This is a genomic window from Ruegeria sp. S84 (assembly GCF_056583445.1).
This window is the reverse complement of the sequence record NZ_CM152618.1, coordinates 1,874,244-1,887,311: the sequence shown is the minus strand read 5'-3', so window position 1 is coordinate 1,887,311 and position 13,068 is coordinate 1,874,244. Positions and strand designations below refer to the sequence as shown.

Here is a 13,068-nt window from a genome sequence, read left to right as displayed (position 1 = left end):
TTACCCCGTGGCGATGAAAGTCAAACCTGTCGTGACCTACCGTACGACAGCTCAATGCCCGACACACGCGCGGACTGAGATACCAATTCGCGATCTGGACATGATTATCGACGAGCCTGTCGAACGAGGCGGAACAAATCTTGGCCCGTCTCCGACTGAAGCCGCAATGGCTGCTTTGATCGCCTGCACGAATGTCATCGGGCACAAGAATGCGCACCGTTTGGGAATTGATCTTGGCACCGTGAAAATCGACGCGAAATGCAGGCTGGATCGGCGCGGTGTCCTGATGGAAGAGGAGATCGATGTTCCGTTTCCCGAAATCGAACTCACTGTGAAGTGCGATACGCCCGCCAGTCAGGAGGATCTGACACGCGTGGGCGAGGAGACAGCCAAGTATTGCGCCATCGCAAAACTGTTTCAAGCGGCAGGCACGGACCTGACCGTCAACTGGGTCAAAACCAACCAATAAAAATCGACAGGACCCGACTTTCTGGGAGGAGAGAAATGAAAAACTGGACTAAACGCAGCCTAATGGGATTTGCTCTGGCAGGCACCATGGCGTTACCTCTTGCAGCAGAAGAGACCATTTCCGCCGTCGTGATTGATGGCTATCCCGATCGGGCCTTGTGGGTGAAAGAATTCACCAACTTCTTCATTCCAGAAGTGGACAAGCGGCTGGCCGACTCCGGCAACTACAAGATGAACTGGCAAGAGAACTATGGCGGTTCGATCGTAAAGCCGAAGGGCGTGCTGGAAGGAATCCAGCTTGGCCTTGGCGACATCGGCATTGTCACAACTATCTTCCATTCGTCCAAGTTGCCCAGTCAGGGGATATCGGGGTCGACCCCCTTCGTGTCATCGGACTCTCGCGCGGTAGCCAAAGCCGTGGATGAGATCGCGCGCGAATACCCAGCGATGCAAAATGAGTTCGCTGCGCAGAACCAAGTCTATCTGGCGACCGGTGTAGTGCTCGATACTTATCAGGTTTTTTGTACAGAGCCGGTCTCGGCTGTTTCTGATCTGGAAGGCCGAAAAGTGGCAGGTGCGGGACTGAACCTCCGATATCTCGAAGGTATCAAAGATGCAGCGGGGGTTCGCGGTGGCCTGACCGATTTCTACAATATGCTGCAAACCGGCCTTGTTGATTGTGCGATGCTGTGGCCTGAAGCCGCCAAGACCTTCAAGATCGCCGAAGTGGCTCCCTACATGCTCAAAGCTGACTTGGGTGCCGTGAACTCCAAGACGATCACGGTGAATTCTGATTATTGGGCAAAGTTGCCGGATGAAGTCAAAGGCGTTCTGCAGGCCGTCGCAATTGACTACCGTGATCATGTGGCTGGCATCGCTATGGACCGGGCTGCGGCCTCAAGGGACGCATACACCGAAGCCGGCGGGACGATTGTCGAAGTTTCGGACGAAGACCGAGCGGCCTGGGCCAACGCAATGCCAAATGTAGCACAGGAATGGGCAGCCACGCTGAATGAGAACGGTGAACAAGGCGACGCGATACTGGCCGCTTATCTCGGCAAGCTGCAGGACGCCGGTTTTACCGGAGTGCGTGACTGGACGGCCGAGTAACAGTCTGGCGATCCACGAAAGGGGCCTTTCATGCTGAAGACCGCAGTTGCTGGCTTGTCGCGGGTCGCCAATTCGCTTGCTATCGCCGCCAACGCATTGGGTACGCTTGTCGTCCTTGCGTTGGTGGTCATTCTGAATGTCGACGTCATTGCGCGCGGTCTGTTTTCGGCACCTCTGCGTGGCACCTATGAAATGGTGCAGTTTTCGGTCGTGATGATCGTTTTTTTGCAGCTGGCCGACGTAGTCAGAGTGGATCGGCTGACGCGCTCGGACGGGTTTCTGAACCTGCTACACCACCGCCGTCCTGGGCTAACGGCCAACCTGAGGCGCATTATCAATGCCATCTCCGCAATCTTCATGGGTCTGATTGCTTATGTAACCTTTCCCGAGTTCCTGCATATGTGGGAGACGCAGGACTACTTCGGAGTTCCGGGTCTTTTCACTCTGCCATGGTGGCCGGTCAAACTGGTCATCGCGTGCGGTACTGCGCTTGCCTGCGTGATCTTCCTTCTCAAGGTTGTCACGGCGCAGGACCGCCCGCATCTAATTCGTGCACCTGAACATGACGAGGCCACAGAATGACGCCGATTGAGATTGGCCTGATCTCGGTCATAGCCATCGTCTTTCTGATTTACGCAGGCGTTTACATTCCCATCGCATTGGGCGTGGTCTCGTTCGTGTCGATCTGGCTAATGCGGGACAATTTCACGCTTGCGCTCAACCTGCTGAAAGTGGCGGTCGGCGACAGCGCGATGGAATACAGCTTTGCAACAATCCCATTGTTTACTTTCATGGGGCTCATTGTCTCAAAAGCCGGGTTGGGCAGGGACATCTACGAAGTCATGACCATGCGATTTCGCAAGGTCAAAGGCGGTATCGGTATGGCAACCGTTGGAGCCAACGCCGTCTTTGCCGCAGTGACTGGGTCGTCAATAGCCTCCGCATCCGTGTTCACCAAGGTCTCGGTCCCGCAGATGATGGCGCAGGCTTATAACCCACGCTTTGCTGTTGGCGTGGTCGCCGGGTCTTCGGTTTTGGGGATGATAATCCCGCCCTCTGCGATGCTGATCATCTATTCCTTTGTCGCCGAGCAATCTGTGGGGGACATGTTCCTTGCGGGCGTTATTCCGGGGATCATGCTGGCGATCGCTTATGTAGGCGCGATTTGGGTTATGGGTCGTTTCACCCCAGCATTCGTCGGTGGCCGCGTTGTCGAAGACACCGAGTGGATGTCAGGGCGCGAGATAGCCTCCAAAACACTGCCGACACTGTTCATCATTACCATCGTCCTTGGTGGTATCTACACAGGTTGGTTGACTGCCGTAGAAGCAGGGGCCGCCGGAGCTCTCGTTGCGCTAATCATCGCGGTTGCCCGTAAGTCGATGTCTCCACGCGCATTCTGGGACGCGTTGCTGGAAACCGGTCACATCACAGCCGCGATCCTGTTCCTGATCACGGCCGCTTCAATCTACAGCCGCATGCTGGGGCTGGCCGGGCTGCCCAATCAACTACAGGATCTGCTTGCGGGGAATTCCGCATCTTTCTGGTCGATCATGCTGCTCTATGTTCTGTTGATGCTGTTTCTGGGAACATTGCTCGACACCGCATCGATCATTCTGATTGTGGTACCGCTGTTCCTGCCCATGGCCGAAGCGCTTGATATGTCGCTGATCTGGTTTGGCATTATCACCGTGGTCGGGGCTGAAATCGGTCTTTTGACACCACCTTTGGGTATATCCTGCTTCGTTATCAAATCCACGATTAACGATGACCGCATATCACTTAAGGACGTGTTCATGGGCGCGCTTCCCTTTGCGTTCGTGATGCTGATCGTTCTGTTCATTCTGATCGAGTTCCCGATCCTCAGCCTTGCCCTGATTTAAGGAGGACAAGATGCGCTCTGTCACCAAAGACAATATCACCGACGTCTTCATGGGGTACCTTTCCAAAGATACTGATCCACGGATGCGTGAAATCATGGGCTCCCTGGTCAAACACCTCCACGACTTTGCGCGGGAAACCAACCTGACGCATGACGAGTGGCGGGCCGGGATTGCGTTTCTGGAAGGCTGCGCTGCGGTGGAAACCGAGGATAGGCATGAATTCGTGCTGGCCTCGGACGTGTTGGGCCTGTCGTCATTGGTTGATATGCTGCATTCCAGTGCCGATGCGACCAGTTCGTCCGTTTTAGGTCCATTTCACGTCTCGGGCGCCCCCCCGCTGCCAATCGGTGGCGATATGAAGCGTCACTACGGCGGGCCGGTTCTACTTGCAGAGGGCGTGATCCGCGATACCGAAGGTAACCCTATTGCCGGGGCAGAACTGGATATCTGGCAAACGGCACCCAACGGCCTCTACGCCAGTCAGGATGAAGAACAGGACACCTATTCTTTCCACGGGCTGATGTCAGTTGGCGATGATGGCAGATATGCGTTCACCACAGTTAAGCCAGTTGAATACACCGTGCCGTCTGACGGGCCAGTCGGTGATATTCTGCGCGCTTGTGGTCGCCATCCATGGAGGCCCTCACACTTGCACTTTATCGTCAAAGCCCCCGGGTATCGCTCACTCGTGACGGAGATTTTTCCGGACAATGATCCCTATTTAGATCAGGATACTGTCTTTGGCGTTCGGGACGATCTGGTAATGACATATGTTGAACGACCTGCATCAGAATTTCCCGATGGCATGGAGCTTTCTGGTAAGATTGCCGAACCTTTCTTGCACGTGAATTTCGACGTGACGCTTGCCAGGGTCTGAATGATATTGAGGAGGCTTGAGGTGCTGAAACATATCTCCATTTTTAGTGCAGCGTTATTTTGCAGTACCGCCGTCGCAGAACAGCGACCGATCTTTGACGCACATATTCACTACAGCCACGATGCCGTCAAACTGGTTCCGCCTGAACAGGTGGCCAAAATCCTTCGAGATGCAGGCGTGCGTAAAGCGCTGATTTCCAGCTCGGATGACAATGGCACTCAGCTATTGTTGGCCGTGGCACCGGACATCGTTGTTCCGGCGCTTCGCCCTTATCGTCGTCGCGGTGAGATCAACACCTGGATGCACGATGAAACTGTAATCGAGTATCTGGAAACAAACCTGGCAAAAAACAACTACGAGGCCATCGGCGAGTTTCACGCTTACGGAGATGACATCAAGACGCCGGTCATCCAGCGTATGATTGCACTGGCGAAAGAGCGGAACCTAATCCTGCACCACCATGGTGATCGCGAGGCCGTTGACTTGATCTTCGAAACATGGCCGGAAGCTCGGGTATTGTGGGCCCATTCTGGGTTTGACGATCCAGCCAGTGTGGTCGATGCGCTAGATATCTATCCCGGGCTATGGGCCGATCTGGCATTTCGTTCGGACATGGTTTCGCGGGGCCGTGTCGACCCGGATTGGAGGGCTGCGTTCCAAGCCCATCCCGATAGGTTCATGGTCGGTACGGATACGTTCGCACCTGAACGTTGGTACTACGTAGGCCCTCATGCCGATTTTTCGCGTGAATGGTTGGATTTGCTGCCGGACCAGATCGCAGACAACATTGCCTATGCTAACGCAGAACGTTTGCTGGCATCAGAATGACCCACTGCGCTGCTTGGTTTCTTATATGGTCCAGCGCGGCGGTTGCTTGTGAAGCGACGGGGCAACGCATGAATTCGGAAGTTCAAAACGCACCCAAGGTTTATCTGACGGTCGACGAAATTCCGTTGGCCCAACCGTTTTCGGTGTTGGTTTCAGTTTGTAGTGAAACTGCTGTGGGCCAAATGCGTGTGGATGCAATCATGCCCGCTCATCAACATGGTATGAACTATACTCCCAAGGTTACCGCATTGGACGGCGGAGTGTTCCGAATTGATGATATGTTGTTTCACATGCCGGGTTTGTGGGAGCTGCAAATCGATGTCGACGTCAGTGGCCAATCGGTTTTCTACACGTCAGAAATTGCGCTGAAATGAAGCTGTGGATGACAGCTGCGCTAATTTTTCTGACCGGGGCAGTACGTGCAGATGTCTTGTTGACCGAAGACGAAATTGAACAAACGTTGTCCTTTGGGCCGTGGCCACCATCCTTCCAGCCGGATCCAAGCAATAGATTTTCCAAAGACGCCACGGCAATCAAGCTCGGACAGGCTTTATTCAACGATCCGGTGTTGTCGGTCGATGGTGCATTTTCCTGTGCAAGTTGTCATGATCCTGAACAGGCATTTACGACGCCGGAGGCGCGGGCACTCGGTCGTGATTTGTTAAATCGAAACACACCATCACTGCGAAACCTTGCCGGGCTGCGCTGGTATGGTTGGGGCGGCAAAAGCGATAATCTTTGGGCAGCCAGCCTGCATCCGATCATCGAAGAACAAGAGATGGCGCATAGTGCCGAAAGCCTAATGATAGCTATCTCTGAAAGTACCTACATTGATGATTTTGAAGCCATATTTGGTCACCTCCAGGATCAAAGCCCTGAACTTTTTCTGGTGAATACTGCAAAAGCTCTTTCTGCTTACTTAGAGACCTTAGCCACCGACCGGACGATATTTGACGATTTTCGCGATGCTTTGGAGCGCCGAGATATTGCTGCGGCTAAGGAATACCCCGAAGCAGCTCAGCGAGGTCTTCAGCTCTTTTTAGGGCGCGGAAAATGCGTATTTTGCCACAACGGTCCGAGGTTTTCCAACAACGAGTTCCATGACGCAGGTGTGCCATATTTTCTGAATGAAACCGAGGTTGACCAAGGTCGGTTCGGAGGATTGAACATTTTACTCTCCAGCCCCTACACATTGGACGGCGACTGGAACGACGATCCGGAAAAGAAAGGTGCCTGGGCCGTGCGAAATGTACGCAGGAGCCATTCTGATTTTGGAATCTTTCGGACGCCCAGCCTGCGAGGTTTGGGCGAAACCGCCCCCTACATGCATGACGGCAGCATGGATGATCTGGACGCCGTGGTCCGGCACTACAGCGAAATCGATACGGAAAGGCTTCACGCCGATGGCGAGGCGATACTTTCTGAACTGAATTTGACGAAACAGGAGATCACGGACCTTGTGGCGTTTTTAGGGACGTTGTCCAGCGCTATGCGGCCTTGAGATATTCCAATGCAGCCTGAGTACCGCCTTTATTGCGCGGCACGCCACTCTTGGCGAGCCCCATTTATACGCCTGAGAGGGTGGCCATCAACATCAGGTCGTTGAAATCGCCCAGGTGACCTATGCGGAAAACCTTGTCGGCCACTTTAGACAGGCCATTTCCAAGTGAGATGTCATAGTGCTCCAGCGCCGTCGCGCGGAAGGCGTCCGCAGAGTGCCCTTCCGGGACTTTGACAACGGTCAGGACGCCCGATCCCTGACCTTGGCGAGCACACAGCACCTCGAGACCCCATGCTTGCACGGCAGCCCGAGTCGCGGCTCCGTGGCGCGAATGCCGAGCGAATACGTTCTCCAGCCCTTCCTCGTGCAACATGTCGATGGCTTCATTCAGTCCATAGAGAAGGTTTGTGCCGGGAGTATAAGGGAAGAGTCCTTTTTGGTTTGGCTCGACCATATCCCCCAATCCCAATAGCTTCGCGGCATGGTCCCGGAATTTGATTGCTCCAACGCCCGGTCAATTACAGCATTGAAGCTCAGACCAGGCGGTAGCATCAGTCCCTTTTGCCCATGACCAAAAGGGCGACTTTATTGGATAAGCTGAGACTGGTTCAAATTTTGTTGACAGTACTTCGCCCACCACTTGTGGTTAACAGTTCAAAAATGCAGGAGGGGTTGGATGCGATCGGGTGGCGTCCGGAGAGCTTTCTGGGAACAGTCCTGCATCAAAGTAGGTAATTGCAGTTATAAAACTGTTCCCCGAGTCGGGCGGTTGTTTTCGATATTGAACTTCATTCCGTCTAGCAATTCTTCAAGATCCGGGCGCGCAGCAGGGCCATTCGAAATGTCGACCAACATCAAACTGCCATCTGGCCGAATTCCGAATGCGCCGGGCTCTGCAAACAATGTGGTTGTCTCAGCCTCCGAAAGAGGGTCCGACACGTAGAGTCCAAGTGATCGCATCTGCGTTTCGGTCAATCCAAAGCCCAAGTTAAATGTCCAACCGAACTCTTCCTTGTCGGCCAAAGCCTTTTCTTTAGAGTCAGCAGAAACGACCACTACATCCATGACGCTGCTCCAATCAGCCAGCATGGCGTTCAATTTGTTGAGAAATCGCTTGCATCTGGGACAGTGACGCCCGCGATAGACGAAAAGCATCGTCCATCGATCTTTGGGCCGACCAATCTCTATTTCGCCACCGCAGACATCAAAAACACTGATGTGCTCGACGGGAGCATTCACTTTGGGTTTTTGCGACATGTCAGCTTCCTTTTTCATTAAGAGCGAAACTCGAACACAAGCTTAGCTTCAAGTGTCTGCCTTTAAACTTGAATGTACTTTATTCACCCAACCAAGCTTGGCAGTGTTAGTGAAATCGCGGGTACAAAAGTGATAAGCATTAATGCGAAGAGAATTGCCAAGTAGAAGGGCCATATTGTTCGCACGGCTTTCTCCATTGGCAATTTACCCACGGCGCAACCGACAAACAGGCAGGATCCGACCGGTGGTGTGCACAATCCTAATCCCAAATTCACGAGCAAGATCATCCCGAATTGCAGCGGATCAATCCCAAGGCTGTTGGCAACGGGTAGAAAAATGGGTGTGCAGATCAGAATTAGCGCTGCCATATCCATAATCATTCCAAGCAACAACAAAACCGCATTTACCATCAGCAGGATGAGTATCGGATTTTCTGTCAACCCAGTAAGCAGATCTACGGTTCTGTCCGGAACTCTGTAAAAGGTCAGCATGTAGGCAAACGCACCAGCGCATGCGATTAATATCATTACCATCGCCGTCGTGCGCACAGCAGAAGCGACGGCAATACAAAAGTTTTCCCACGTTATGCTTCTGTAGACGATCAGTGTGACCACGAATGCGTAAATGGCCCCAAAAGCTCCGGACTCCGTAACGGTGAAAATACCCGACAACACACCGCCGACGATAATCACAGCCGTCAAAAGTCCTGGAATTGCACTGAAGAAGCTCACTACGAGCGCTGGCCAACCCGGGAAAGTCTCAGCTTGATAACCTCTGCGCACCGCTACAAGGTACGCCGCCACAGCAAGGCAAAGGCACATTAAAACTCCTGGAACAACGCCTGCAAGAAACAGCTTCGAGATCGATATTCCACCCCCGGCTGCGATCGCGAAAATGATCATATTGTGACTGGGTGGAATAATTATACCGGCAATCGAGGACGTGACGGTCACGTTTACGGCGTAATCTGCATCGTAACCTTTCTCTTTCATCACAGGAACCAAGATAGACCCCAGTGCGGAAATGTCTGCGATGGCCGACCCTGAAATCCCCCCAAAAAGCATCGAAGAAAACACGTTCACAATTCCCAAGCCGCCGCGCACGGCCCCGACAGCGGCTGAAGCAAACCTGACGAGACGCATGGCTATCCCGCCGTGGAACATCAGTTCACCTGCAAAAATGAAGAACGGGATCGCCATCAACGAGAATACATTGATCCCGGAGACGATCCGCTGAAATCCGATCATCAAGGGTAAGCCTTCGAACCAAAATGCCGAAATGGCCGCTATTCCAAGCGCGAATGCTACAGGCGTTCCGATCAGAACGCAGAGGGCGAACACGCCAAGCAACAGAAGTATTCCCATCATTCGCCTCTATTCGATGCTGTCATTGCGCTCGTCAAAACCGACATAGAGGCGGATTAGATGACCAACGGAAAAGAGTAATATGAGTCCTCCGCCAATTGTGAGAGGCAATGAACGCAAGCCTTCGGGGACTTGAATCAATGGGATTAGCGATCCCCACTTAAAGATCGTAAGTCGGGCTCCGAACCACAGCATCAAGGCGCCGAACCCAGCCATAAGCACGTCTGTGCAGATAACCAAAATGGTCCTCACACGTGGAGGAACCGCAGAACGCACGAGAGACACGGACAAGTGCGTGTTATCGTGTACACCTACTGCCGCACCGAGAAACGCAATTGTCATGACGAGAAGCAAGGCGACTTGCTCGACCCAGGTCGGCGTCGCATTCAGAACATAGCGACCAAATACTAGCCATCCGAATATGACCGTGATGACAACCAGTGCGACACCGGTCAAAACCCGGCACACGTCGGCGATCCAATCCAGGATCTGGATCATCTTGCGCACAGATGTCGGGGGCAGGGAAGTATAACTCATTGGCTCACAACTCTTGATCAGGCGTCCGGACCCGCATGTGCGGGACCGGACAATATCAGACCCAATGTAGCTAAATCAGTCCGTCGCCTGGATAGTCTCGACAAGCGGGCGTAAATCGGGGTTCGTAGCAAAGTAGGCTTCGTAAACCGGGCCCATAGCCGCTTGGAACGGGGCTTTGTCTGCCACTTCATTCACGACCACACCAGCTTCTTCGACGGCTGTACGGCTGGCTGCTTCGCGCTCGGCCCACAATTGCCGCTGAAGTTCTGCAGATTCCTGAGCTGCCTCTCGAACCGCGGCCTGCATCTCAGGTGAAAGTGCGTTGAACGTGTCGGTATTAATGCAGATACATTCGGGTATGATCAGGTGCTGAGACAGCGAATAGAAACCTGCAACTTCGAAGTGGCCAGTTGACTCGTACGATGGCCAGTTGTTTTCGGCACCATCGACGACACCGGTTTTCAGGGCCTGATAAACTTCGGCAAACGCCATTGGCGATGGGTTGCCACCAAGCTCAGAAATCATGCCTGTAAACAGGTCGTTGTTCATGACCCGAACTTTCATTCCCTCAACATCGGCAGGTGCGTTGATTGCCTTTGTTCCGTTGTAGAAGGAGCGAGCGCCAGCGTCATACCACGCAAGAGGTGTCAAGCCTTTGGCTGCCATACCCGCCGCAATTGCCTCGCCACCCTCACTGTCCAAGACGCGGAACATGTGCGGGACGTCTTTGAATATAAAGGGCAACGATACAACATTGGCCTCGGCGACAATCGGGCCAATTGGGCCCAGGTTAAAGTTGCCGACTTCCAATGCGCCTGCGCGGACCTGTTCAACCGCGTCGGGCTGACTGCCCAGCGTGCCCCCATGGAACATTTGAAGGCTGATTTCACCGCCAGTTTTTTCCGTAATGAGTTCTGCGAATTTGTCCATCGCGATGGTGTTTGGGTAACCATCCACGTGGATATTCCACCCGCGCCAATCCTCTGCGAAGGATGCGCTCCCGGTAATTGCGACCACGGTCGCGGCGCTCATCAGCGTTTTAGTCAGTTTGATATTCATATTTTCCTCCCTAGAAAACAGACAGTTGACTCGATGCCCGGCGAAGGCCGGTTATGAAAAGAGCAGGCCTCCGTTGATGTCGATGTTCGCGCCCGTAATGAAAGCAGCGGCGTCTGAGGCCAGATAGGCGACCAGATTGGCGACATCCTCAGATGTGCCTTCGCGTTTAAGCGGCGTGGCGCCGGCCACGTTGGTCCGCACTTCGCTTTTTGTGAAGACATTGTGAAAATCGGTGTCGATCATGCCCGGGCAAACCGAATTTACCCGGATGTCCGGCCCCAGTTCTTTGGCCAATCCACGCGTCATCGTCATGACCGCACCCTTCGAGGCCGCATAGGCGACCGCGCCTGGGCCACCCCCGTCACGCCCCGCCTGACTCGCAAACCCGACGATCGCGCCGCCTTTTTTCATATGCGGCAACACGGCCTGAACAGTGCGAGCAAAAGAAGTGGTGTTCAGGTCCATGACATGGCACCAATGTTCCATATCCATCTCAGACAGGGTCTTCCGGGCCAGCAATCCGCCGGTCACGTGGGCAAGAATGTCGATCCGAGGTCCGAATGTCGCGATAGTCTCCGAGATCAGCCTTTCCACATCCGCACCGGAGGTCATGTCGCCCTGTATGGCAATCGCCTTACCTCCGGCAGCCGTTATTTCCTGAACCGCCGATTCCGCACCCGAAGATGAGCTGTGATAGTTGATCGCGATCGACGCTCCAGCCTTGGCCAGTTTCATGACGCAGGCGCGGCCAATGTCCCGTCCGCCGCCGGTTACGATCGCAACCTTCCCTGCCAGTTCCAAGTAAGGGCCAATCTGTTCAGCGTTCAATTCGGTCATTTTCCTGTCCCTTTGGGTCCCCGGTCATCCAGTCAGTGCGCCCGTTTTGGTCTTTGAGCCTTAACGAGCATTCAGCAGTGTTGCCTATTGTAGTCGACTAGGATACTAGTATTGTCAACAATTTTGTTTGGGATCCTCAAAAAGCATCGCACGGCGCGTGCCAATAGGATTGGTTGGAGATACATTGAGGAATATCGGAGGGAGGGGCCTAGTGGCCCAGAATGCCGCCGGTGTTGGTCACGCGCAGAAAAAGGCAGGAAATGCAAAGTATTACGGATAAAATCGAGCGGCGCACCACCACTGACATCGTATATGAGAGTTTGTACGAGGCGATCGTTTCACTGGAAATTCTGCCGGGAACAAAACTGTCCGAAGCAGATATTGCAAAAAAGTTCGAAGTGTCGAGGCAGCCGGTCCGCGATGCTTTCAACAGGCTTGAGGCGCAGGATTTGCTGCTGATCCGGCCACAGAAAGCCACGCGGGTACGTAGTTTTTCCATGGAACGCATCGGTCATGCACGCTTTGTTCGCCTCTCGGTCGAGTTGGAAGTGGTGCGCGCTGCATGTCGGAACTGGAAGCCCGAATATTCGAAGCTGCTGGAGGACAATCTCAAGCAGCAGAAAGACGTCGTTTCAAGGAACGAAGCCGAGAAGTTCCATCAGCTCGACTATGACTTTCACCGGCTGATTTGTGAGTTGAGCGGCAACCCGCTGGCCTTCAACACGATTCAGGAATGCAAAAGAAAGATCGACCGCCTTTGCGTTCTAAGCCTTGGGCGCGAGAGCGAGGCCGACATTCTGGTTCGGGATCATGTTGAGCTGGCAATAGCGCTAGCAGACCGCGACGAGGCGACTGCGACCGAGATGATACGCCGCCATCTGGGCCGCATCGACAAGACCATCGAGGAGGTTCACTCGAAACATGCCGAGTATTTCGAATAAATTGAACGCCGCCAACTGACTAAGGACCTCGCATTATGACCAAGAGCTATCCGATTGTATCACCTGCCTCAGGTGTCACGCGCCAGGTTTTGGCTGATAATGAAGACCTCATGATGGTTTCATTCCGGTTTGAAGAAGGTGCCGAAGGCGTGTTGCACGACCATCCGCATGTGCAGTCGACATTTGTGCGGTCCGGGCGGTTCAACTTTGTCATCGGAGATCAGGAGCGAGCGTTGGAACCCGGTGACAGCCTGATCATTCCGTCCGGTGTAAGCCATGGTTGTGTTTGCCTGGCTGCCGGAGAGTTGATCGACTGCTTCACGCCCAGGCGGGACGATTTTCTGTAAGGCGTTTTCCGTCCGCGCCATGACCTTTGGCCACGTTCTGCGCATTGAGGCAGGGTAGT

The 13,068-nt window shown here is 53.8% G+C and carries 15 protein-coding genes and 1 pseudogene; 10 read left to right on the top strand and 6 right to left on the bottom strand.

Annotation, left to right across the window (positions count from 1 at the left end):
- The first annotated feature begins 13 nt into the window (after positions 1-13).
- The 8 genes from AC1DFB_RS09515 (at position 14) to AC1DFB_RS09480 (ending at position 6,667) form a co-directional block, all read left to right on the top strand.
- The gene (locus tag AC1DFB_RS09515; protein WP_480922603.1) at positions 14-469 is read left to right on the top strand and encodes an OsmC family protein; all 456 of its coding nucleotides are present in this window, start codon (positions 14-16) and stop codon (positions 467-469) included.
- A 35-nt stretch (positions 470-504) separates the two neighbouring features.
- Positions 505-1,578 carry a C4-dicarboxylate TRAP transporter substrate-binding protein gene (locus AC1DFB_RS09510; RefSeq protein ID WP_170392798.1) on the top strand — a complete coding sequence of 358 codons (1,074 nt, stop codon included), beginning with the start codon at positions 505-507 and terminating at the stop codon, positions 1,576-1,578.
- A 30-nt stretch (positions 1,579-1,608) separates the two neighbouring features.
- The gene (locus AC1DFB_RS09505; RefSeq protein WP_480921136.1) at positions 1,609-2,160 is read left to right on the top strand and encodes a TRAP transporter small permease subunit; all 552 of its coding nucleotides are present in this window, start codon (positions 1,609-1,611) and stop codon (positions 2,158-2,160) included.
- Positions 2,157-3,461, top strand: coding sequence for a TRAP transporter large permease (locus AC1DFB_RS09500; protein WP_170565456.1), 1,305 nt, complete (start codon positions 2,157-2,159; stop codon positions 3,459-3,461). The genes AC1DFB_RS09505 and AC1DFB_RS09500 overlap by 4 nt, the downstream gene beginning before the upstream one ends.
- Positions 3,462-3,471: 10 nt before the next feature.
- Entirely contained in the window at positions 3,472-4,338 is an 867-nt protein-coding gene (locus AC1DFB_RS09495) for a dioxygenase family protein (protein ID WP_170392795.1), read from the top strand.
- Positions 4,339-4,359: 21 nt separating this feature from the next.
- Positions 4,360-5,166: an amidohydrolase family protein gene (locus AC1DFB_RS09490; protein ID WP_480921135.1), complete on the top strand. Its 807-nt coding sequence runs from the start codon at positions 4,360-4,362 to the stop codon at positions 5,164-5,166.
- 68 nt (positions 5,167-5,234) lie between these two features.
- Complete coding sequence (locus tag AC1DFB_RS09485; protein ID WP_170392793.1) at positions 5,235-5,540, top strand: hypothetical protein; 306 nt, start codon at positions 5,235-5,237, stop codon at positions 5,538-5,540.
- 8 nt (positions 5,541-5,548) lie between these two features.
- Positions 5,549-6,667, top strand: coding sequence for a cytochrome-c peroxidase (locus tag AC1DFB_RS09480; RefSeq protein ID WP_480921134.1), 1,119 nt, complete (start codon positions 5,549-5,551; stop codon positions 6,665-6,667).
- On the opposite strand, the pseudogene AC1DFB_RS09475 reads toward AC1DFB_RS09480, so the two are convergent.
- From AC1DFB_RS09475 to AC1DFB_RS09450, 6 genes and pseudogenes are all read right to left on the bottom strand, one after another.
- Positions 6,654-7,231, bottom strand: a pseudogene (locus tag AC1DFB_RS09475) (pyridoxal-phosphate-dependent aminotransferase family protein); the annotation flags it as partial. The gene AC1DFB_RS09480 and the pseudogene AC1DFB_RS09475 sit on opposite strands and share 14 nt — an antisense overlap.
- Positions 7,232-7,408: 177 nt before the next feature.
- A complete protein-coding gene (locus AC1DFB_RS09470; protein ID WP_170512683.1) occupies positions 7,409-7,924 on the bottom strand; it encodes a redoxin domain-containing protein in 516 nt (171 codons plus the stop codon).
- Between the two features lie 83 nt (positions 7,925-8,007).
- A complete protein-coding gene (locus AC1DFB_RS09465; RefSeq protein WP_480758844.1) occupies positions 8,008-9,288 on the bottom strand; it encodes a TRAP transporter large permease in 1,281 nt (426 codons plus the stop codon).
- Positions 9,289-9,297: 9 nt separating this feature from the next.
- Positions 9,298-9,825 carry a TRAP transporter small permease gene (locus AC1DFB_RS09460; protein ID WP_170511735.1) on the bottom strand — a complete coding sequence of 176 codons (528 nt, stop codon included), beginning with the start codon at positions 9,823-9,825 and terminating at the stop codon, positions 9,298-9,300.
- Positions 9,826-9,900: 75 nt separating this feature from the next.
- Entirely contained in the window at positions 9,901-10,884 is a 984-nt protein-coding gene (locus AC1DFB_RS09455) for a TRAP transporter substrate-binding protein (protein WP_170403565.1), read from the bottom strand.
- Between the two features lie 51 nt (positions 10,885-10,935).
- Positions 10,936-11,721, bottom strand: coding sequence for an SDR family NAD(P)-dependent oxidoreductase (locus AC1DFB_RS09450; RefSeq protein WP_480752609.1), 786 nt, complete (start codon positions 11,719-11,721; stop codon positions 10,936-10,938).
- Positions 11,722-11,981: 260 nt separating this feature from the next.
- Between AC1DFB_RS09450 and AC1DFB_RS09445 the strand changes: the two genes are divergently transcribed.
- Positions 11,982-12,662 (top strand): GntR family transcriptional regulator, encoded by a 681-nt coding sequence (locus AC1DFB_RS09445; protein ID WP_480921133.1) that lies wholly within the window; start codon positions 11,982-11,984, stop codon positions 12,660-12,662.
- A gap of 35 nt (positions 12,663-12,697) precedes the next feature.
- On the top strand, positions 12,698-13,009 hold the full coding sequence (locus AC1DFB_RS09440) for a cupin domain-containing protein (protein WP_170396125.1): 312 nt from the start codon (positions 12,698-12,700) through the stop codon (positions 13,007-13,009).
- Positions 13,010-13,068: the final 59 nt, after the last annotated feature.